We start from the raw sequence: 21780 nt of genomic DNA on the forward strand, positions 1-21780 counted from the left end.
GTGTTCGAGTCAGTGCTGGCTCAGGAAGGCGTCGAAGACGGCGACCGTCCCGAGCGGGTTCTCGACCTGGGGGCCGTGGTAGCTCGCGGGGATGACGACGTACTCGGCGCCGGTCTGCTCGGCCATCGCCCGCTGCCACGGGATCGGCCAGGCGTTGTCCCACTCGCCGTGGGCGACGAGGACCGGCAGGCCCGTGGCGCGCAGGGCGTCGGAGGCGTCGGTGTGGTCCTCGAGGATGTGGCCACCGGCGACGACGCTGAGCGGGCTCGTCGCGTCGAAGCGGTCGCGCACCATCCGGACGTCGTCGGGCAACTCCTCATCGGGCCGGTACGCCCAGAGCGGGTTCGTCGAGTCGAACAGCTGCCGGAGGTTCCCGCCGGTGTCGTGCAGGATCGTCAGCTCGGCGACCTTGCGGTACGGCCACCCGTGCGGGCCGGAGCAGAACTGCACGACGTCGCGGAACGCCGTCGGGTCCTGCAGCGCGGACGCCCGGACGATCACACCACCGAGCGAGTGCCCGACCAGGTGCACGGGGGCGCCGTCGTCGAGCAGGCGCGCGACCCGGACGACGTCGGCCGCTTCTTCGTCGAGGGAGTAGTCCCGCGGCTCGGTCGGCGCGGCCGAGTCGGCCTGACCACGCCGGCTGATCGCGACGGCGGTCCACCCGGCGTCGCGGAGGACGGGCAGGAACGTGCGCCAGTCCTCCTTCGAGCCGGTGTACCCGGGGACGATGAGCACAGTGCCCTTCGACACCCCCTCGGGCACGATCCGGTAGGCCGTGAGCCGCCCGACCGGGACGTCGATCCCGACGACGTCGACGCCGTCCGGGGTGGGCAGGTGCCCGAACGGCGGGACCGTCGGGAAGTCGTGCAGGGTGGTCATGGTCGTCCTTCCGAGAGCGTGCGGCGCGGGTTCGGCACGGCGTCGAGGAGGGCGATCGTGTACGGGTCCTGCGGGTCCTGCAGCACCTGGGCCGTGTGACCCCGCTCGACCACGGCGCCCTCGTGGAGCACCATGATGTCGTCCGTGATGAGCCGCGCGCTGAGCAGGTCGTGCGTGATGTAGAGGAGCGAGACGCCCCACTGCTCGCGGAGGTCCTCGAGCAGTGCGAGCACCCCGGCACGCAGCGTCACGTCGAGCATCGACACCGGCTCGTCGGCGATGATCACCTGCGGGTCGCTCGCGAGTGCCCGAGCGATCACCACGCGCTGCCGCTGCCCGCCGGAGAGCTGGTGCGGGAGCTTCTGGGCGAACTGCTCGACCGGGGTGAGCCCCACCGTCTCGAGCAGCTCGAGCACCCGGCGCCGGGCATCGCGGCCGGTCAGCCCGGTGTAGTTCGCGATCGGCCGGGACAGCGTGTACTCCACCGTGTGCAGCGGGTTGAGCGCCGAGTACGGGTCCTGGAACACCATCTGCACCTCGGAACGCAGGTCCCGCAGGCCGCGCTTGCCGAGGCGGGCGACGTCGAGGTCACCGAACCGGACCGTGCCGCTGGTCGGCTTCTCGACCCCGGTGAGCAGCTTCGCGATGGTCGACTTGCCCGAACCGGACTGGCCGACCAGGGCGAGCGACTGCCCGGGTTCGAGGGTGAACGACACGTCGCGCACGGCCTGCACCGGCTGCTCACCGCGGCGGGGCGCCGGGTAGGTCTTCACGATGTGGTCGACGACGATCGGGTTGCGGGCAGCGCTGCGCTCGCGGGACCCGACGGTGCTGAACGACGAGGTCGTCTCCTGGCGCTTCTCGCCGGCCTCGGCGCGGAGCGAGCGGTCCGGGAAGCCCGGCAGCGACACCACCTCGGCGCGGGGGTCGGCGTAGTGCGACAGGAGCATCTGCGTGTACTCGTCCTGCGGGTCGCGGAGGATCTCGCGGGAGCCGCCGTCCTCGACGATGCGGCCCTCGTGCATGACGAGGACGCGCTCGGTGGCCTCGAGGACGATGCCGAGGTCGTGGCTGATCAGGATCGCCGTGAAGCCCTCGGTGCGCTGCAGCTCGATGATGGTGTCCATCACGGCGTGCTGCACGAGCACGTCGAGCGCCGTCGTCGGCTCGTCGAACACCATGAGCTGCGGCTCGAGCGAGAGCGCCAGGGCGATGGACACGCGCTGCCGCATGCCGCCGGAGAGCTCCCCGGGGAACCGGGCGAGCATCGAGGTCGGCAGCTTCACCTTCTCGATGAGCTCCTTCATCCGGGCGTCCCAGCGGTCGCGTGACACGTGGCCGTGCGCCCTGAAGACGTCGATGAAGTGGTTCCGGATCGTGCGCACCGGGTTGAGCGCGTTCATGCCGGACTGCAGCACCATGGCGAAGCCGCCCTGCCGCTGCTGGCGCAGGGCTTCGTCGTCGAGGTCGCGGATGTCCTTGCCCGCGAAGACGATGCTGCCGCCGTTCGTACGCGCCGGCGGCTTCTGCAGCCGGGTCAGCGCGTAGCCGAGCGTCGACTTGCCGGAACCGGACTCGCCGACCAGGCCGACGAACTCGCCCTTCTGCAGCTGGAACGACACATGGTCGACGGCCTGGACGGCGCTCTGGCCGGCCGATTCGTAGACGACCGACAGGTCGCGGACGTCGAGCAGGACGGAGGCATCGCCTTGGTCGTGACGGGCGTCGGACCGGAGGCCCGTGGCGGCGCCGGTGGGCGCCTCCAGGCCGTCTGCCGGGTGCGTTTCTGGCAAGCCGCTCATGCGCGCTTCTCCTTACGGGGCCGTGCGCCGTCGCGCAGCCGCGGGTTGGACACGGCGTCGACGCCGAAGTTGATCAGGGTGAGGCTCATCGCCAGCAAGGCGATGCAGAGACCCGGCGCGAAGAGCAGGATCCACTGCCCCGTGAGGAGCGCATTCGAGTTCTGCGCCCAGTAGAGGATCGTGCCCCAGCTGACGATCGACGAGTCGCCGAGTCCGAGGAACTCGAGGCCCGCCTCGGCGAGGATGGCGCTGGTGGCGGCGCCGAAGAAGCTGCCGACGATCAGGCTCGTCATGTTCGGCAGGATCTCGCGGAACACGATGCGGGTCGCGCCGTCACCGGAGAACTGGGCGGCGGTGACGAAGTCCCGGCCGCGCAGCGACTGCGTCTGCGAACGGAGCACACGCGCACCCCACGCCCAACCGGTCACGACGATGACCGCGATGATCACCGCGATGCCGCCGTTCTGCAGGTAGGCGGCGATGACGATCATCAGGGGCAGACCCGGGATGACGAGGAACAGGTTCACGACGAACCCGATGACCTCGGCGATCCAGCCGCGGACGTAGCCCCAGCTGAGGCCGATCGCGACGGCGACGAGCGTGGACAGGATGCCCGCGACCGCGCCGACCATGACCGAGATGCGAGCGCCGTAGATGATCTGGGACAGGACGTCCTCGCCGGCGGCGGTGGTGCCCATCCAGTGGTCGGGCGTCGCGTCGGCGGACCGGGCGAAGCCGTTCTGGCTGGCGCCGTACGGGGCCAGGAGCGGGGCGAAGACCGCCACGAACACGAAGACGCCGAGGATGATGATGCCGATCCGGGCCTTCTTGTTCGACCAGACGACGCCGAACTGGCGGGCGGCGGCGCGGAGCTTGCTCGGCGCCTGCTGTTCTTCGTTGGGTGCGTTCTCTTGTGTGCGCACCGACACGGTTGCGTTGGTCATCGACGCGTCCTCGGGTCCAGAACGCCGTACATGACGTCCACGATGAAGTTGGCGATGAGCACCGACACGGTGATCATCAGGAAGAGGGCCTGCATGAGCGGGTAGTCCTGCCCGATCACGGCGTTGAACAGCAGGTAGCCGATGCCCGGGTAGCCGAAGACCTGCTCGACCAGGACGGAACCGCCGACCACGCCACCGAGCGCCAGACCGAAGCCGGTCAGGTTCGGCAGGATCGCGTTGCGGGCCGCGTAGCGGATGGCGACGGTGCGTCCGCGCAGGCCGTTGGCCTCGGCGAAGGTCACGTAGTCGTCACCGAGGGTGTTGATCATCGCGTTGCGCATGCCGATGATCCAGCCGCCGAGGCTCGTCACCAGGATCGTGACCGCCGGCAGCACCGCGTGTTGCAGGGCGTCGCCGAAGAAGGCACCGTTCAGGCCGGGCGTCGTCGTGGCCGAGTAGGCACCCGTGGTCGGGAACCAGTGCAGCACGTAGCCGAGGAAGAACAGCAGCAGCAGGGCGGTCCAGAAGTACGGGAACGTCGACATGAAGCTGCCGGACAGGGTCGGGAGCGAGTCGAGCCAGGTGCCGCGCTTCCACGCGGCCGCGACACCGATCAGGGTGCCGAGGACGAACGCCAGGATCGTGACGACCCCGACGAGGATCAGCGTGTACGGCAGGGCCTTCGACACGAGGTCGCCGACGGGCTGCGGGTAGAAGGTGTAGCTCGTCCCGAAGTCGAGGGTGATGACCTGGTGCAGGTAGCTGACGTACTGGTCCCACAGGTTGCCGGTCGGTACCCCGAGCTGGGCCTCGATGGCCTTCTTGGTGGCGTCGGTGACCGGACCGTTCTGGCTGAGCTTGGCGAGTGCGGCGTCGGCCGGGCTGCCGGGCATCAGGCGCGGGAGCACGAAGTTCAGCGTCACCGCGGCCCAGAGGGTCAGGACGAAGAGGACGAGTTTCTGGAGGATGTACTTCACTTCTGGTCCTCCTGCGCCTTCTGCTCCTGCAGGATCTGCTTGCCGGCGGCGCTGTCGCGCAGCCGGAGCTTCGTGAAGATGAGCAGCGGTGCCGAGTCGTAGTTCTGCGGTGCCATGTAGGGGTCCTTCGCACTCGGCCAGCCGACGAACTTGCCGGTGTTGAACAGGCCCCAGAGCCCGCCGTAGTACATGCCGATGACGGGGAGCTCGTCGTACACGGTCTGCTGCAGCTGGTCGAGGATCTCCTGCTGCTTCGCGGTGTCCGTCGTCGCCTTGTACTCGTCGAGGAGCTTCTGGGTGTCGGCGTTCTTGTAGCGCTCGTAGTTGTTGACGGTCGACTTGCCGACCGGCTGGTAGAACTCGGTGCTGAGCAGGGAATTGAACGCCTGGTAGACGTCACCGTTGCCCATGCCGCCCATCGCCATGTCGAACTCGCCGTTGTTGATGTTCTGCTGGTAGCCGGCGGGCTGCGGCGCCTGGATCGTCACCTTGATGCCGATGGCGGTGAGTTCGCGGCGGACCTCCTGCGCGGCGCGGAGCCAGTCGGAGTAGCCGTTCGCGGTCATGATCGTGATCGCGAGCTGCTTGCCGTCCTTGACGACCTTGCCGCCCTGCACCGAGTAGCCGGACTTCTCGAAGCTGGCGAGCGCCGCCTTCGTGTCCTGGGTGATCATGCCCTTGTCGGGGATGTCCGGGTTGAGGTAGCGCTCCTGGTTCGGCAGGATCAGGCCGGTCTGGCCCGCCGCCGACAGGTTGCCCTCGGACGCGGTCTCGGCGATGGCGTCACGGTCCAGCGCGAGCGAGATGCCCCGGCGGACGTTGACGTCGCTGTACGGCGCCTTCGTGAGGTTCGGGATGAGGCCGATCACACCGCCGGCCGGGAACCACCACTCGTTCGTCTTCGACGCGGCACCCCAGGTGCCCTTGACGTCGGAGATGAACGAGTACGCCCAGTCGTAGCCGCGGGTGACGGTGTCGAGCTGGGTGTTCGTCGCCGGCAGGATGAGGTGCTTGATGGCGATCTTGTCGGCCTGCCAGTACTTCGGGTTCTTGTTCATCGAGTACTGCTGGTCGGTGTAGTTGCCGAGGACGAACGGACCGGTGCCGACCGGGTTCGGGTCACGCCAGGTCGTCGGGTCCTTCACGCCGCCCCAGTGGTCCTCGCCCAGGATGTACGTCTGGCCGATGATCGTCAGGCTCGGGACGTCCTCGCTCTTGAGGTGGAAGACGACGTGGTCACCGTCCTGCTCGATGCTCTTGATGTGCTGCCAGGCGCCCTTGACGTCCATGGCGGGGAACTTCTTGAGCAGGTCGAAGGTGAAGACGACGTCCTTCGCGCTGAAGGGCGAACCGTCGGACCACTCGACACCCGAGCGGATCGTCATGTCGATGGTCTTCGCGTCGGGCTGGCTCCACGCGCTGGCGAGCCACGGGTTGCGCTTGCCGTCGAGGGGGTTCACCTCGATGAGGGGCTCGTACATCCACTTGGAGGCCGTGCGGGCGTTCGCGATGTACGGGTTGAAGTTGCGGTCGAACAGCGGGTTGCCGCGGTCCGCGTTGATGAGCATCGTGTCCTTGCCGATGGTGGGATCGGGTTCGGATCGGACCTGGATGCTGCAGCCGGTGGCCACGAGGGCCACTGCGGCGAGGCCGGCGATGGCCGCGACGAGGCGGCCTCGGCGGCGTGGGCCTGGGTCACGCGTGCCGCGCGTGCGCTGTGGGGGAAGCGTCATTGCTCGGTCGACCTCCATGTCGATTCGGTACGTGCTCAATGTATGCGCTTACATCGCGGCGTGCAACCGCAGGTGTTGTTTCGCGGGGCGGCGCACGGTGCGAGGTGCGCCGACCGGTGCGAGGTTGCCCGCTCCGTGCACTGCTCCGGGCTCGCACGGGGCACCGAAGGTCGCACGGGATGCGCAACGCCGCACGGTGCGACCTCGCGACCTCGCGACGGCACGCACGCTACAGCGCGGGCGGGCAGCTCTCGCGCAGCAGCACCTCGACGGGCAGGCGCACGGCGCGCGGCGGCCCCTCGCGGCGCTCCAGCCGGTCGACGATCGCCAGGACCGCAGCACGACCGAGCGCCCCCATCGGCTGGTGCACCGTGGTCAGGCGCGGCGACGAGAACCGACCGGCGTCGATGCCGTCGAACCCCGTCACGACGAGGTCCTCCGGCACGCGGAGCCCGCGGGCAGCGGCGGCGTCGAGCACCCCGAGCGCGGACTGGTCGTTCGAGCAGACGACGGCGCGGGGGACGACGTCGGACAGCAGCGACACCGCGAGCTCCCGCGCCCGGGCCCTGCCGAAGTCACCGTGCACCGTGCGCACCGCCGAGGCCGGCACCCCGTGGTCGGCCAGCGCTGCCCGGAACCCCGCCGAGCGCTCCATGTCGTCGGGCGAGTCGATCGGGCCCGCGACGTACGCGAGGGACCGGATCCCCAGACGCCCGATCACGTGCGACGCCAGGGTCCGCATGCCCGCGGCGTTGTCCACGCTCACCGAGTCGAACCCGTGCGAGCGCCGGTCGTCGGCGAGCACCACCACCGGGATGCGTCGGGCGACGTGCTCGAGCAGGTCGTCGGGCACCGTCTGCGCCAGCACGGCGAGCCCGTCGACCCGGCCGGCGACGTCGTTCACGATGACGTCGCGCGACGACCCCCGGCCGGCGGCGACCATGAGCGCGAGACCACGCTGCCAGGCCTCGGTCTCGGCGCCGCGCAGGACCTCGTCGAAGTACAGGTTGGACGAGAACGGCTGGGTCACGTGGCGTCGGTCGTCGACCACGCGGACGCCACCGTCGGTGACCAGGTCCGGCCGCTCGTCGGGCACCACGTCGAAGCCGGGCAGCAGCAGTCCGACGACGCCGGTGCGTTTGCCGGCGAGGGCCCGGGCGTTGCCGGACGGGACGTACCCGAGGCTCCGGATCGCTGCCTGCACGCGGTCCCGGGTGCCCTCGCGGACGGCGTCGGGCGTGCGGAGCACGCGCGAGACGGTGGCGATGGAGACGCCGGCTGCAGAGGCGACGTCGTAGACCGTGGGAGGTGCGGTGCGCTGGTCGGCCAACCCGTGCCTCCCGTCCGACGTCCGCTGGTGCCGCGCCTCGACCATGCGGCCGGACCATCCTAGGCATGCCCTGTACCGGGAGTTCTCCACACGGTGCCGGAAACGCTTGCGGGACAGCGGGTGTCGCGCGACACTGTTCCGACCTCAGTACGTCCCGTGAGGAAGCGCACCGGCGGGCCGCGGGCCCGCACCGACCAGGTTGCCCACACGCAGGGGAAGGACACGACATGTCACAGTCGACACGTTCCGGGAGCAAGCTCGCACTCCGCGCGAGCCACGACGAGGCCGAGGTGCGCGACGCGCTGCTCGAACGCACGGATTCGATCCGCACGTTCGACGACGCCGACGCGTCGCCCGAGTCGGCGGACCGACCCTAGCGGCCCACGCCGGGTCTCCCCCGCCACGGCCAGGAGGCCCGGCGCGCCGCCCAAGCGCAGCCCGCGTCAGCGCTCGGTCGCGCCCACGATCGTCATGCCCGCCCCGCGCAGGCGTCGGCGCTCCTGCGCGATCCAGCTCAGCAGTCGGTCGTTGGTGCCGGCGACGTGGGCGGCCACGAGCTCCGCTGCACGGTCGGCGTCGCCGTCGCGCACGGCGTCGATGATGGCGCTGTGCTCGTCCCATGCGGCGTCGCGCGCCTCGGGCGTGCGGACCTCGATCCAGCGCGTGCGCTCGAGTCGGGTCAGGGCATCGGCGATCGCATCGGTGACGAACCGGTTGCCGCCGAGCGCGGCGAGGTCCAGGTGGAACGTCGACCCCATCCGGATGCCGGCCTGCTGGTCGGGGGTGGGACGGAGGGTGTCGAGGCGCCCGCGGACCTCGGCGAGCTGCTCGGCGGTGGCGCGCTCGACGGCGAGCCGTGCGGCGGCGGGTTCGAGGATGCCGCGGAGTTCGGCGAGCGAGGCGATCTCGTCGAGGTCGATCGGGGTGACCGTCCACGAACGGCCCTCGTGCAGGATGAGCCCCTCACGCTCGAGCCGCGACAGTGCGGCGCGGACGGGCGTGCGCGAGGCGTGGAACCGTGCTTCGAGCCCACGCTCCGAGATGCGCTCCCCCGGTGCGATGTCGAGGGTCAGGATGGCTGCGCGCAGGTTGTCGTAGAGCTGGGCCGTCTGCGACACGGGTGCGTCGTCGGTCGGGTCGGTCACGGCGGACAAGCCTAGCGGCGGAGCGGCCGGAATGGTATACCGTTGTGGTATACCAATTCGTTCCGTGCTGGAACGACGACGAACGGCCGAGACGCATGCCCACGACCGACGCCCCGCAGCGATGCACCACGACGCCACCGGTCTCCGCCCGCGCCTGGACGATGCTCGCCCTCGGGGTCGCGGCCCAGGCGGCGGGGACGCTCGTGGTGTCCGCGCCGGCGCTCCTCATCCCGCACCTGCTCAGCCGCGGGACGTCCCTGCCGGCCGCCGGGCTGCTCGCCGCCGCTCCGACGTTCGGCATGGTCCTGACACTCATCGCGTGGGGTGCGATCACCGACCGGTTCGGCGAGCGCATCGTCATCGCCGGTGGGCTCGTGCTCACCACACTGACCGTCGTCGGCGCCTGGCTGGCCGCGGGCGACCCGGTGCTGCTCGGGCTGGCGTTCCTGGCCGGCGGCATGACGAGTGCCTCGACGAACGCCGCGAGCGGCCGGGTCGTGGTGGGGTGGTTCCCGAAGGAGCGCCGCGGGCTCGCGATGGGCATCCGGCAGATGTCGCAGCCGCTCGGGGTGACGCTCGCGGCGGTCACGGTGCCGCAGCTCGCCGAGGGCTCCGGGATCCGCGCGGCCCTGGTCCTGCCGATCGTGCTGTGCGCGGTGCTCGCCGTCTGCTGCGCGATCGGGATCACCGACCCGCCACGCCCGGCCCGAGCCACGGTGGCGACGACGACGACCGCGAACCCCTACCGGTCCAGCGGGTTCCTGTGGCGGGTGCACGCGGTGTCGGTCCTGCTCGTGGTGCCGCAGTTCACCCTGTCGACGTACGGGCTCGTCTGGCTCGTGGGCCTCGGCTGGTCGACACCGGCGGCCGGCCTGCTCGTCGGCGCCGCGCAGTTCGTCGGGGCGATCGGCCGGATCCTGGTCGGTGGCTGGAGCGACCGGGCCGGATCGCGCGTCGGCCCCCTGCGCATCGTCGCGGTGAGCGCCGCGGTGGTGATGGCGGTGCTCGCGGTCGTCGACGCGACGCACCTGGCCGGGGCCGCGGTGTTCCTGGTGCTCGCGACGAGCGTGACGGTCGCCGACAACGGGTTGGCGTACACGTCGGTCGCTGAGGCGGCGGGGCCGTTCTGGTCCGGCCGGGCGCTCGGGGCGCAGAACACCGGGCAGTTCATCGCGGCGAGCGCCGTCGGTCCGGGCATCGGGGCGCTGGTCGGTGTGCTCGGGTTCGCGGCGTCGTTCGGCATCGTGGCGGTGCTCCCGCTGCTGGCCGTGCCGCTGGTTCCCCGACGCGACCGTTCGCACGACTGACCGTTCGCCCCGTTCGTTCCTTCCCAGGTCACGTGCGATGCACTGCAGGAACGGGCGTACCTGGTCGAAAGATCTGACCGGGTACGCCCGTTCCGACCGGGTACGCCCGTTTCGACCTGGTCAGCTCGTGCCCAGGATCACGCGGGGACCACGGGCCCGACCGGCCAACGGAGCAGCGCAGCCGCGGGGGCGCCTCCGGGCAGGGACGCCGCGTTGACGAGCACCAGCTCGGCGTCCGTCAGCACCGACGCGCGCACGAGCGCACAGACGGCGGGGACGGCTGCGATCACCGGCACGCCCGCGGCCTGCTCCGGCGCGGTGGCCACCCAGGGTGCACCCGCGAGGGCGAGCAGCGTCCGGTCCCCGACGGCGACGGCGTCGAGCGCGACCGTGGCACCCTGGGCCTGCTGGAGCGCCTCGACGACCGGCCCGAGTCCGGTCACGACCTGGTTGTCACCGCGGCCGACGTGGGTCCGCAGCGCGTCCTCGAGGTCGTGGCGACGGGTGGCGACGACACGGGCGAGTGCGGTCTCGACGTGTTCGACGAACGCCTGCTTCGACCCCGTGTCGGCACGCGGGTCGCCCGGGAACACCGACACGAGCGCCCGGGTCTCCGCCGACAGCGCCTTCACCAGCAGCTCCCGGGCGGTGACGTCACCCGCGACGACGACCAGCCCGGGGCGGATCGTCCGAACGGCCTCGTCGACGGCGGCCGCGGTCTCCGACGAGTTCTGCTTCCAGATCTCCTCGGTGTGCTGCTGCCAGTGCGGCTGCTTCCACCCGGTGCCGGCCTTCGCGTAGTGCAGAGTGTCGTTCCGCCCCTGGACCTGCTGCTCGGTCGTGTTCTCTGCGACCGGCGCGTGCCCGAGGCGGTAGGCGCGGAACGCCCCGCCCTCCTTGCCGGCGTGGACCACCAGGAACGGCAGGTCGACAGGCCGGTGCGCGACGAGCGGCACGAGGTCCGGCACCGCGCCGACCCCGACCGACTCGGGACCGTGCAGTGTGCCGGGCAGCACCTCGCTCAGCACGACCATGTCGTCGTGCACGAGGACGTACCGGGTGACGGGAGACGGGACGCCCGGCTCCTGCTCGAACTCGGCCGCGACCAGGTCGACGACGACGTCACCGGCGCCCCGCGCCCGGAGCGCTTCCTCGACCGCCCGGAGCTTCAACGCGGCCTGGCGTCGGGGGTCCTCGACGTTGCCGGAGACGTCGGCGTACGCCCAGGCCCAGGAGCCTCCGCCCTCCAGCCGCTCTCCCAGGATCCGGTGCAGTTCGCTCGTCGCGTTGGTCGACGTCATGGCAGCTCCTCTCGGACGGATGCCGGAGCCGACGAGCCCCGGCGCTCTCACGTGCGACCACACTCCACCCGACGACCTGATCCCGTCCGCAGTCGTGAGGGAACACCCAGGCGGCCCTGAGCCGGCCTCGACCCCGCATCCACGGCAACGAGTCGGCCACGAAACCACACCGGCGTTCGGTTCTGTGGTTGGGTGTGGGCAACCCCGATCAACGACGAACGGAGTGCGGCAATGGCGCCACGACCACGACCCATCACGAGACGACACCTGTTGGGCTTCGGCCTCGGCACCGCGGCGGCGGGACTCCTCGCCGGCTGTGCGGTCCCGGGCTCGACCAACGTCAACAAGGCGGCCCTCGTGCCCGCCGCGGCCTCGGGTGAGACCGTCCAGCTCACCTACTGGGCCTGGCTCAAGGACCTGCAGAAGGTCTGCGACGTCTGGAACAAGACGCATCCGGACATCCAGGTGTCGGCGAACTGGATCCCCGGCGGCAACAGCGGCGGGTACCAGAAGATGTACTCCGCGCTCGCGGCCGGCGGCGGCCCGGACATCGGGCAGGTCGAGCTCCGGCAGATCCCCGAGTTCATGCTCGCGAACGGCCTGGTCGACCTGGCCCGGTACGGCGCGAAGGACTTCGAGTCGAAGTACGACGAGGCCGCGTGGGCGCAGGTGTCGTTCGTCGACGGCATCTACGGCATCCCGCAGGACACCGGCCCGATGGGGTTCTACTACCAGACCGCGATCCTCGAGCAGGCCGGCGGTGAACCCCCGACGACGTGGGACGAGTGGCGTGACCTGGCCGACAAGGTCCGGAGCACCGGGAAGCAGAACTACCTCGAGGTGTTCCCGGTCGCCGACGCCTCACCGTTCGCCGCGTACGCACAGCAGGCCGGCGCGCGCTGGTTCAAGGTCGACGGCGACGAGTGGGTCGTCGACATGACCGACGACAAGACCCTGATGGTCGCGGACTTCTTCGACGGGGTCATCGACGACAAGCTCGTCGACACGAGTGCCGGTGCGTACTCCCCCGGGTGGTACGCCGCGGCCGCGAGCGGCAAGATCGCCGCGGTCACCAGCGCGAGCTGGGGTGACGCCCTGATCGAGTCGGTGCAGGGCGGCGAGGGCAAGTGGAAGGTCGCCCCGATGCAGAAGTGGGGCGCCGACGGCTTCGGCTCGAGCGCCATCGGCGGCTCGACGGCCGCGGTGCTGGCGAACGCGAAGCACCCGAAGGAGGCGCTCGAGTTCATCACGTGGATGACCACCTCGAAGGAGGGCATCGACGCGATGATCAAGTACTGCGGCATCGGCTGGTCGCCCGCCGTCGACTACATCGGGGCGCAGCGCGAGAAGCCGTCGAAGTGGTTCTCCGGGCAGAACTACAACGAGGACGTCTTCGTGCCGGCCTCGAAGGAACAGAACATCGACTGGTCGTGGTCCCCGGTGACCCAGTCGGCCTTCACCAGCCTGCAGAACCAGTTCCGCCGCAAGCTCACCTCGGGCCTGAAGCTCAGTGACGCGGTGGAGCTCGCACAGCGGGAGATCGTCCAGTCCTTCAAGGACAAGGGCCTCAGCGTCAGGACGGCACGATGACCCAGCAGACCACGACCAGGCAGTCCACCGGCCGACCGGCCGGCGGCACCCCCGCGTTCCGCACCAGCACGAAGGCCACGAGCGCGCAGAAGCGTGCCCCGTGGATCCTGCTCGCCCCGTTCCTGGCCCTGTTCCTGCTGACGTTCGTCATCCCGATCATCAGCGCCCTGTTCCAGTCGTTCACGACCGTCGACCGTGAGGGCCTGTTCGGTGAGGACGGTGTGGTCGGCCGGTTCGCCGGGTTCGACAACTACGCGATCGCCCTGCAGGACAGCGGGTTCGTCGCCTCGATCGGCCGCATGCTGCTGTTCGGCATCGTCCAGGTCCCGGTGATGATCATCGCCTGCACGATCCTCGCGCTGTTGCTCGAGTCGGCGAGCGCCCGCTGGCCGGGCTTCTTCCGGGCGATCTACTTCATGCCCTACGGCGTCCCCGGCGTCATCGCCACGATCCTGTGGTCGTTCCTGTACGTGCCGGGCCTGTCACCGATCGTGTCGCTGCTCCAGTCGATGGGGCTGCAGCCGGACTTCCTCGGCGCGAACAGTGTGCTGTGGTCGATCGCGAACATCGTCACGTGGACCTACACCGGCTACAACATGCTCATCATCGTGGCGCAGCTGAAGTCCATCCCCGGCGAGGTCTACGAGGCCGCCAAGGTCGACGGTGCGAACGCGTTCCAGGTCGCGTGGCGGATCCAGATCCCGCTCATCGCGCCGGCCCTGGTGCTCACGACGGTGTTCTCGATCATCGGCACGCTGCAGCTCTTCGCGGAGCCGCAGATCCTGTCGACGGTCGCCCCGGCGATCGACACCGAGTACACGCCGAACTACGCCGCCTACACGAACGCGTTCGCGTTCAACGAGTACGGCGTCGCGAGTGCGCAGGCGGTCATCATCGCGCTGGCCGCGTTCATCCTGTCGTTCACGTTCCTCGCGCTGACGAACCGACCGCCCAAGGACGAACGCGACCGACGCAAGCGCGCACGGCGCGACGGCCGGGAGGCCCGCACCGCGCTCCAGACGCGCGCTGCGGCGGGCAGCACGGTCACCACCCAAGCCGACCCGGGCCTCCAGGCCGGTCGCGTCGCGACCACCGAAGGGACTGACCGATGACCAGTGAAGCCATCGAAGCGCCGGCCACGGCGAAGACCGCCGTCCCGGTCGACACTACGTCGATCAGTGCGCACCAGCGCCGCAAGCTCGACCGGTCGCCGCGCTCGCAGATCGTCGTCACGGGGATCCTCGTCGTCGTCGCGCTGTACTTCATCGTCCCGCTGTACTGGGTCGTCATCGCCGCGACGAAGACCACGGGCGCGCTGTTCTCGACCAACGGGTTCTGGTTCGGCGGCGAGTTCGCGCTCTGGAACAACCTGCAGCAGGTGTTCACCTACGACGGCGGCATCTTCGTCCGGTGGATCGCGAACAGCATCCTGTACTCCGGCGTCGGTGCCGTCCTGGCGACCTACTTCGCCGCGGCCGGCGGGTACGCGCTGGCGAAGTACGACTTCCGGGGACGACAGTTCGTGTTCGGCACGATCCTCGGCGGCGTGCTCGTGCCGGGGACCGCGACCGCACTGCCGCTGTTCCTGCTGTTCTCGTCGATGGGCCTGACCGACACGTACTGGAGCGTGCTCATCCCGAGCCTGGTGTCACCGTTCGGGCTGTTCCTGTGCCGGGTGTACGCCGCCGCATCGGTGGACACCACCCTGCTCGAACAGGCACGCATCGACGGTGCCGGTGAGCTGCGGATCTTCCACACCGTGGTGCTCCGGCAGATGACCCCGGCGCTCGTCACCGTGTTCCTGTTCCAGGTGGTCGGGATCTGGAACAACTTCTTCCTGCCGCTCATCATGCTGGCAGACCAGAAGCTGTACCCGATAACACTGGGGCTGAACAACTGGCGCTCGCAGGTCGACCGCCTGCCGGAGTTCTACCAGCTCACCACCGGCGGGGTGCTCGTCTCGGTCATCCCGCTCGTCATCGCCATCATCGTCCTCCAGCGCTTCTGGCGTGGAGGCCTCACGGAAGGATCGGTCAAGGGTTGACCCACTCCGCACTCTCGTCCACCGCACCCGGCTCCGACTCGCGGCTTGCACCCCGTGCCTGGCTGCACACCGACGCCCCGTCCCTGTCGCTGAACGGGGACTGGCGGTTCCGGTGGTCGCCCGTCGCCTCGGTCTCCGAGGACTTCGCGACCGAGGGTGGGGAGGACGACGACCCGGCCTGGGGTGAGCTCCCGGTGCCGTCGCACTGGGTGCTGCACGGGCACGGCGCTCCGAGCTACACGAACCTGCAGTACCCGTTCCCGATCGACCCGCCGCACCCGCCGGAGGAGAACCCGACCGGTGACCACCGCCGCACGTTCGAGCTGCCGTCGTCGTTCGACGGTGCCGGCCGGGTGCTGCTGCGGTTCGACGGGGTCGAGTCGCACTTCCGGGTGTGGCTGAACGGGACGCTCGTGGGGTGGTCGACGGGCTCGCGCCTGGCGACCGAGTTCGACGTCACCGAACTGGTGCGGCCGGGAGCGAACGAGCTCGCGGTCCGGGTGCACCAGTGGTCGGCGGCGTCCTACCTGGAGGACCAGGACCAGTGGTGGCTGCCCGGCATCTTCCGCGACGTCACGCTGCTCGCCCGCCCCACGGCGGCGATCGACGACGTGTTCGTCCAGGCCGGCTGGCAGGCGACGCTCGGCACGGCTGCATCGGCGGGCACCGCGGCGTCGGGGCGCCCGGAGACGGGGACCGGCACGATCACGTTCCCGACGCTCGACGCGGTGTTCCCGGTGCGGTTCGCGGTGCCCGACCTGGGCCTCGACGTGACCTGGGCAACGGCCGACGACGTCGCACCGATCGAGGTCGAGGGCGTCGAGCCGTGGAGCGCCGAGCTGCCGAAGCTGTACGACGCGACGCTGTCGACGGGCACCGACGCCGGCGGTACCGCCGGCGGCGAGGCCGTCTCGCTCCGGCTCGGGTTCCGCACCGTGTCGATCGTCGGCGACCGGTTCCTGGTGAACGATGAGCGCGTGGTGTTCCACGGCGTGAACCGGCACGAGACCCACCCCGTGCGCGGCCGGGTGTTCGACGAGGAGCACGCCCGCGCCGACATGGCGCTGATGAAGCGGCACAACGTCAACGCCATCCGCACCTCGCACTACCCGCCGCACCCCCGCGTGCTCGACCTGGCCGACGAGCTCGGGTTCTGGGTGGTGCTGGAGTGCGACCTGGAGACCCACGGGTTCCTGTTCACCGACTGGGTCGGCAACCCCTCCGACGACCCGGCGTGGGCCGAGGCCTACCTCGACCGCATCGCCCGCACCGTCGAGCGCGACAAGAACCACGCGTCGATCGTGATGTGGTCGCTCGGCAACGAGTCCGGCACCGGCCGGAACCTCGCGGCGATGTCGCAGTGGGTGCACGACCGCGACGCGGAGCGCCCCGTGCACTACGAGGGCGACTACACGGGCGAGTACACCGACGTCTACTCGCGGATGTACCCGACGCTGCAGGAGACCGAGTCGATCGGCGGCGGCACCCCGACGCCCCTGCTCGGCTGCGGCCCGGCCGAGGCGGCGCGCCAGAAGTCGAAGCCCTTCATCCACTGCGAGTACGTGCACGCCATGGGCAACGGCCCCGGGCAGATCGCCGAGTACGAAGCCCTGGTCGACCGGTACCCGCGGCTGCACGGCGGGTTCGTGTGGGAGTGGCGGGACCACGGCCTGCTCGCGAAGACACCCACCGGCGAGGACTACTACGCGTACGGCGGCGACTTCGGCGAGGTCGTGCACGACGGCAACTTCGTGATGGACGGCCTGGTGCTGCCCGACGACACCCCGACCCCGGGGCTCGCCGAGTTCGCGGCCGTCGTGGCCCCGATCCGCCTGGCGGTCTCGGACACCACGGTGCTGGTCGAGAACCGGTACCACTCGGCCTCGACCGCCGGGCTCCGGCTCTGCTGGACCCTGTCGCGGAACGGCGTCGTCGAGGCCTCGGGGCGCCTGTCCACGGGCATCGTCGCCGCACGTGCGTCGGCGACGGTCCCGGTGCCCGCGGAGGTGCTCGACGCGGCCACGTCCGAACTCGCACCCGGCGACGAGCTCTGGTTCGACCTGACCGTGGAACTGGCGGGGCCGACCGCGTGGGCGGACACCGGCCACGTCGTCGCACGCACCCAGCGGCTCGTCGCGGCGCGCGCGGCGGACGCACCACGGGCCTCCAGGCAAGGGTGGGACGGCGACCACCTGGGCGACGGCACGTTCAACGCGCGCGGTGACCTGGCGTCCTGGAAGGGCCACGAGGTGGTCGGGCCCCGCCTGGAACTCTGGCGCGCACCGACCGACAACGACAGCCTGGCGTCACAGGGCGGCTACGAGACCGCGGACCCGGTGCTCACGCGCGGGGTCGGCGACCCGACGGCTCCCCCGTCGGCGACGCGCTGGCGCGATCGCGGGCTGGACCGGCTGACGCACCGGCTGGTGTCGGTGTCGCGCACCGACTCCGGCCTGGAACAACGCGTGCGCGTCGCGGCGGCGAACAGCGGGTGGGGCCTCGAGGTCACGCACCGCTGGACCCTGACGTCCGACGGGCTCGTGCTGCAGACCGACGCCGTGCCGTTCGGCGCGTGGGACGTCACGTGGCCGCGGATCGGGGTGCGGTTCGACCTGCCGGCGTCGCTGGCGGACGGGGACGCAACCTGGTTCGGGACCGGACCGCTCGAGTCGTACGCCGACTCGTCGCACGCTGCCCGGGTCGGGCGGTTCACCGCGCCGGTGCGGTCACTCGGGGTGGAGTACTCGCGGCCGCAGGAGACCGGGCACCGGCCCGACCTGCGTTCGTTGTCCGTCGGGCCGTTCACCGTGACGACGGCGGGGTCGCACCGTGCGGGGTTCACCCTGTCGCCGTGGACCGCGCAGCAGATCGACCGCGCCGAGCACCCGTACGAGCTGCCGACGTCGGACCACCTGTACCTGTACCTCGACGCCGCGCAGCACGGGCTCGGCAGCCGGGCGTGCGGACTCGACGTGCTGCCGGAGCACCAGCTCTGGCCGCAGGCGTTCAGTTGGAGCGTGCTGCTGGGCTAGGCGGGGTCGGCTCTCGCAAAACACCGGTGTTCGCACTCTGCACACCCGCATCCCGCGGCGTGCAGTGTGAACACCGGTGTTTTGCGTGCGGGCGCTACGCGCCGGCGGACAGGGCGCGCAGCGCCTCGGGGTCGCTCGCGTTCAGGAAGTCGGTCAGGCGCTCAGCCTCGCCCGGCTCCTCGATCGCCTCGGCCGCACGGCGCAGGGCGAACAACGCCCGCAGCACGCCACGGTTGGGGCCGTGCGACCACGGCACCGGGCCGACACCGCGCCAGCCGGCCTTGCGCAGGGCATCGAGCCCACGGTGGTACCCGACACGGGCGTACGCATAGGACTCGAGGGTCGCGCCGCGCGCCCACGCCTCGTCGGCGAGCAGCGCCCACGCCAGGCTCGACGACGGGTAGGACACCACCACGCTGGCGACGGGAGCCTCCGCCTCGATCGCGGCGGTCACCTCCGGCTCGGCGGGCAGCAGGGTCTCGGGGTTCGACGACGGGGTCGGCAACAGGTTCTCCGGCATGCCCCCAGCCTGTCATCCCTTGCGGGTGCCCGTGTCACGGGATTACCGTGGAGGTCACCTCGTCGTCATCGCGGGGCCGCCGGGGCGGGAGACCGACCGGCGGAACGGATGGCGGACACGGGGGTCCCCCGACGGAAGCAGACGGATTGCTGTCGATCACCGGTACCGCTCAGCCCACGCGCTGACACCGTGATCGCGCGCCCCGTCGGGCGCTCCACCGCACCGCGGTGGCTTCGGTGTCGTGCGCCCAGCATCGACACCGGGAGACACCCCCATGCCCACCAGTCCGTCCGTCGTCCTGCACGACGTCACCTTCGCCTGGCCCGACGGCACCGTCGCGCTCGACCACCTCACCGCCGCCTTCGGACGTGGCCGGACCGGCCTGGTCGGGAGGAACGGGGCCGGCAAGTCCACGCTGGTCCGGCTCGCGACCGGCCGGCTCCACCCCACGTCGGGCAGCATCACGACGTCGGGTCCCGTCGACCACCTGCCGCAACGCCTCTCCCCACCGGCACGGCCTGATCGCCGCTGGCGCGTCGATCAGGAACCGGCGGCGTGGGCCCACGCAGGCGAGGACGACACCGTCGCCGACCTGCTCGGCGTCCGGCCCACACTCACCGCACTCCGGGCCGTCCTGGCCGGCGACGCCACGGCCGCACAGCTCGAGGCAGTCGGCGACGACTGGGACCTGGAGGAACGGGCCGCCGCGGTGCTCGACCGGGTCGGGCTCGACGGCACCGACCTCGACCGGCCGGTGTCGACGCTGTCCGGCGGGCAGTCCGTGCTCGTCGCCGTCGCTGGGGTACGGTTGCGCGCCCGGCCGATCGTGTTCCTGGACGAGCCGACGAACAACCTGGACCGCCGGGCCCGCGGGCTGCTCCTCGACCTGGTCGACGACTGGCGCGGCACCCTGGTGCTCGTCAGCCACGACCGGGAACTCCTGGAACACGTCGACGAGACCGTGGAGCTCCGCGCCGGGGCGATGACGGTGTTCGGCGGGACGTTCAGCGCGTTCGAGGAGCACCTCGCCGTGCAGCAGGCAGCCGTCGAGCGCGAGGTCCGCGTCGCCGAACAGCGGCACCGTACCGAGAAGCGACAGCGCATCGAGGCGGAGACGAAGATCGCCCGACGGGCGAAGGCCGGCGAGAAAGCGGGACGCTCGATGCCGAAGATCCTGGCGAACGAGCAGCGGAAGAAGGCGCAGGAGACCGCCGGTCGACTGCGCGTCGGGTACGCGGACGACGAAGCCGCCGCACTCGCGTCCAAGCGCGAGGCCGAGCTCCGTCTGCGCGACGACGAGTCGATCCACGTCACCCTGCCCGACCCGGACGTGCCGGCATCGCGTCGGATCGCCACCGTGACCGTCCGCGGACGGGACGTCATCGTGCAGGGGCCGGAACGGATCGCCGTCACCGGGGACAACGGCGTCGGCAAGTCCACCCTGCTCGAGCAGCTCGTCGGCGACCCCGCGGCCCGGGAGCACCCGCTGCCGGCGACCACGGCCGTCGCACACGTCGACCGGATCGCGTACCTGCCGCAGCGGAAGGACAGCCTGGACGACACCGCCACGGTGCTCGACAACGTGCGCCGGGATGCCCCGCACGTGCCCGTCGCCGAGGTCCGCAACCGGCTCGCGAAGTTCCTGGTGCGCGGGGACACCGTCGACCGCCCGGCCGGGGACCTGTCCGGCGGGGAGCGGTTCCGGGTGGCGCTGGCGGCCCTGGTGCTCGCCGACCCACCACCGCAGCTGCTCGTGCTCGACGAGCCGACGAACGACCTCGACCTGACGAGCGTCGACCAGCTCGTCGACGCGCTGCGGGCCTACCGGGGAGCCCTCGTCGTGGTGAGCCACGACGAGACGTTCCTGGAACGGCTCGAGCTCGACGAACGGATCGAGCTGCGGTGACCCGTCGAGGGACGGACGTCAGCGCCGTCGGGTCGGCCGGATCGCGAGTGACTCGACGGTGCCGCGCTCGGGCAGGTCGACGACGGTGCGGACCGCGGCGGCCACGTCCTCCGGCGCCAGGTAGTAGTCGGTGTCGTAGGACTCCCCGAGCTTCGCCACGAGCTGCCGCTGCATGTCCGAGTCGGTCCGGCCCGGGTGCACGCTCGACACCCGCACGCCGTTCGCCCGCTCCTCTTCGCGCAGGGCGTCGGCGAAGGCCCGCAGCGCGAACTTCGACGCCGCGTACACGCCACCGCCGGGGCCCGAGTGGAACCCGGAGCCGCTGTTGATCGGCACGACGATGCCCCGGGCCGCCCGCAGTGCCGGCAGCGCCAGCCGGGTGAGCTCGGCGACCGCGAACACGTTCGTCGCGAAGACCTGCTCCCACACCGCGCGCGGGGTGTCGGCGACGGTGGTGCCCTGCTCGACACCGGCCGAGTGCACGAGCACGTCGAGCCGATCCGGCAGCGCCGGGACTTCGCCCGCGCCCAGGTCACCGACGAACGGCGCCGCGCTCGGCAGCTCCTGGACGAGGGCGTCCACGGCGTCGGTGGACCGGCCGCCCACGAGCACGTGGTGGGTGCGGCCGAGGTCGGCGGCGATCGCGCGGCCGATGCCGCGGGTGGCTCCGGTCACCAGGGCGACCGGACGGTTCTGGAGCTGGTCTGTCGTCACGGAGGCCAGCCTACGGAAGCCGGGCCGGGCCTCCTGTGCGATCGCGACGACGACGCAGGACCGTCAGCGCGACGCCGGCGACGACCACCAGGCCCACGAGCGCCGCGATGCCCCACGGCGAGCCGGCGAGCGCCGCGACGACCGCCCAGAACACGGCGAGCCCGACGGTCGCGTACAGGAATGCCCATGCCACGCACCCCGGCACCATCGCGATCGTGTACCGCCACCAGGCGACCCGCGCCAGCCCCGCCGCGGCGTTCATCACCGTCTGCAGGCCGACCACAACGAAGCTCACCGTGACGACGGGCAGGCCCCAGCGGTCGAGCAGCGCCGAACCACGACGGACCGCCGGCGACCGCAGCCACCCGCCCCACCGCGAGCGGGACGCACCCGTCACAGCGAGCCGCGCGACCCAGTACGTGGCCTGCGCACGGCAGAACACGATCGCGAAGAGCGCGAGGACGAGCCACCGGAACGGGAGCCCCTCGAGGAAGGACGGCACGCTCGCACCGTAGCGTCCCGAACCGGAGAGCGCCCGTCAGCGCCGCTCGGT

The 21780-nt window shown here is 71.0% G+C and carries 18 protein-coding genes; 7 read left to right on the plus strand and 11 right to left on the minus strand.

What is annotated here, in order from left to right; all coding sequences use genetic code 11:
- Window positions 1-9 precede the first annotated feature (9 nt).
- The 6 genes from ASF75_RS05895 to ASF75_RS05920 all read right to left on the minus strand — a co-directional run bounded on the left by ASF75_RS05895 (window position 10) and on the right by ASF75_RS05920 (window position 7713).
- Entirely contained in the window at window positions 10-882 is an 873-nt protein-coding gene (locus tag ASF75_RS05895; protein ID WP_056069588.1) for an alpha/beta fold hydrolase, read from the minus strand.
- Complete coding sequence (locus ASF75_RS05900; RefSeq protein ID WP_056069591.1) at window positions 879-2684, minus strand: ABC transporter ATP-binding protein; 1806 nt, start codon at window positions 2682-2684, stop codon at window positions 879-881. The genes ASF75_RS05895 and ASF75_RS05900 overlap by 4 nt, the downstream gene beginning before the upstream one ends.
- On the minus strand, window positions 2681-3628 hold the full coding sequence (locus tag ASF75_RS05905) for an ABC transporter permease (RefSeq protein ID WP_056069594.1): 948 nt from the start codon (window positions 3626-3628) through the stop codon (window positions 2681-2683). Before ASF75_RS05905 ends, ASF75_RS05900 begins: the two co-directional genes overlap by 4 nt.
- Complete coding sequence (locus tag ASF75_RS05910) at window positions 3625-4605, minus strand: ABC transporter permease (RefSeq protein WP_017886395.1); 981 nt, start codon at window positions 4603-4605, stop codon at window positions 3625-3627. The genes ASF75_RS05905 and ASF75_RS05910 overlap by 4 nt, the downstream gene beginning before the upstream one ends.
- Window positions 4602-6338 carry an ABC transporter substrate-binding protein gene (locus ASF75_RS05915; RefSeq protein ID WP_140448470.1) on the minus strand — a complete coding sequence of 579 codons (1737 nt, stop codon included), beginning with the start codon at window positions 6336-6338 and terminating at the stop codon, window positions 4602-4604. Before ASF75_RS05915 ends, ASF75_RS05910 begins: the two co-directional genes overlap by 4 nt.
- 229 nt (window positions 6339-6567) lie before the next feature.
- Window positions 6568-7713 carry a LacI family DNA-binding transcriptional regulator gene (locus ASF75_RS05920; RefSeq protein WP_017886397.1) on the minus strand — a complete coding sequence of 382 codons (1146 nt, stop codon included), beginning with the start codon at window positions 7711-7713 and terminating at the stop codon, window positions 6568-6570.
- A gap of 182 nt (window positions 7714-7895) precedes the next feature.
- On the opposite strand from ASF75_RS05920, the gene ASF75_RS17600 reads away from it, so the two are divergent.
- Window positions 7896-8045, plus strand: coding sequence for a hypothetical protein (locus ASF75_RS17600; protein ID WP_017886398.1), 150 nt, complete (start codon window positions 7896-7898; stop codon window positions 8043-8045).
- Between the two features lie 66 nt (window positions 8046-8111).
- On the opposite strand, the gene ASF75_RS05925 is transcribed toward ASF75_RS17600, so the two are convergent.
- On the minus strand, window positions 8112-8813 hold the full coding sequence (locus ASF75_RS05925; protein WP_235517555.1) for a GntR family transcriptional regulator: 702 nt from the start codon (window positions 8811-8813) through the stop codon (window positions 8112-8114).
- Between the two features lie 95 nt (window positions 8814-8908).
- Between ASF75_RS05925 and ASF75_RS05930 the strand changes: the two genes are divergently transcribed.
- On the plus strand, window positions 8909-10120 hold the full coding sequence (locus tag ASF75_RS05930) for an MFS transporter (RefSeq protein ID WP_056069598.1): 1212 nt from the start codon (window positions 8909-8911) through the stop codon (window positions 10118-10120).
- A 137-nt stretch (window positions 10121-10257) separates the two neighbouring features.
- Here the strand turns inward: ASF75_RS05930 and ASF75_RS05935 are convergent, their stop codons facing one another.
- Complete coding sequence (locus ASF75_RS05935) at window positions 10258-11421, minus strand: Vms1/Ankzf1 family peptidyl-tRNA hydrolase (protein ID WP_056069603.1); 1164 nt, start codon at window positions 11419-11421, stop codon at window positions 10258-10260.
- Between the two features lie 231 nt (window positions 11422-11652).
- Between ASF75_RS05935 and ASF75_RS05940 the strand changes: the two genes are divergently transcribed.
- The 4 genes from ASF75_RS05940 to ASF75_RS05955 are packed head-to-tail and all read left to right on the plus strand — an operon-like array spanning window position 11653 to window position 18087.
- The gene (locus tag ASF75_RS05940) at window positions 11653-13011 is read left to right on the plus strand and encodes an extracellular solute-binding protein (protein WP_056069606.1); all 1359 of its coding nucleotides are present in this window, start codon (window positions 11653-11655) and stop codon (window positions 13009-13011) included.
- A complete protein-coding gene (locus tag ASF75_RS05945) occupies window positions 13008-14123 on the plus strand; it encodes a carbohydrate ABC transporter permease (protein ID WP_056069609.1) in 1116 nt (371 codons plus the stop codon). Before ASF75_RS05940 ends, ASF75_RS05945 begins: the two co-directional genes overlap by 4 nt.
- The gene (locus ASF75_RS05950; RefSeq protein ID WP_156463801.1) at window positions 14120-15055 is read left to right on the plus strand and encodes a carbohydrate ABC transporter permease; all 936 of its coding nucleotides are present in this window, start codon (window positions 14120-14122) and stop codon (window positions 15053-15055) included. Before ASF75_RS05945 ends, ASF75_RS05950 begins: the two co-directional genes overlap by 4 nt.
- The gene (locus ASF75_RS05955) at window positions 15052-18087 is read left to right on the plus strand and encodes a glycoside hydrolase family 2 TIM barrel-domain containing protein (RefSeq protein ID WP_056069610.1); all 3036 of its coding nucleotides are present in this window, start codon (window positions 15052-15054) and stop codon (window positions 18085-18087) included. The genes ASF75_RS05950 and ASF75_RS05955 overlap by 4 nt, the downstream gene beginning before the upstream one ends.
- A 94-nt stretch (window positions 18088-18181) precedes the next feature.
- Here ASF75_RS05955 and ASF75_RS05960 read toward each other — a convergent pair whose 3' ends face one another.
- A complete protein-coding gene (locus tag ASF75_RS05960; RefSeq protein ID WP_056069613.1) occupies window positions 18182-18607 on the minus strand; it encodes a DUF3151 domain-containing protein in 426 nt (141 codons plus the stop codon).
- Between the two features lie 274 nt (window positions 18608-18881).
- Between ASF75_RS05960 and ASF75_RS05965 the strand changes: the two genes are divergently transcribed.
- Window positions 18882-20513: an ABC-F family ATP-binding cassette domain-containing protein gene (locus tag ASF75_RS05965; RefSeq protein WP_056069616.1), complete on the plus strand. Its 1632-nt coding sequence runs from the start codon at window positions 18882-18884 to the stop codon at window positions 20511-20513.
- 18 nt (window positions 20514-20531) lie between these two features.
- On the opposite strand, the gene ASF75_RS05970 is transcribed toward ASF75_RS05965, so the two are convergent.
- Together ASF75_RS05970 and ASF75_RS05975 are read right to left on the minus strand one after the other, a co-directional pair.
- Window positions 20532-21227 carry an SDR family oxidoreductase gene (locus ASF75_RS05970; protein WP_056069618.1) on the minus strand — a complete coding sequence of 232 codons (696 nt, stop codon included), beginning with the start codon at window positions 21225-21227 and terminating at the stop codon, window positions 20532-20534.
- A gap of 10 nt (window positions 21228-21237) precedes the next feature.
- Window positions 21238-21729 carry a VTT domain-containing protein gene (locus tag ASF75_RS05975; RefSeq protein WP_056069621.1) on the minus strand — a complete coding sequence of 164 codons (492 nt, stop codon included), beginning with the start codon at window positions 21727-21729 and terminating at the stop codon, window positions 21238-21240.
- Between the last annotated feature and the right edge of the window lie 51 nt (window positions 21730-21780).

This window comes from Curtobacterium sp. Leaf154, assembly GCF_001424595.1.
In the GTDB taxonomy this organism is placed as follows: domain Bacteria; phylum Actinomycetota; class Actinomycetes; order Actinomycetales; family Microbacteriaceae; genus Curtobacterium; species Curtobacterium poinsettiae.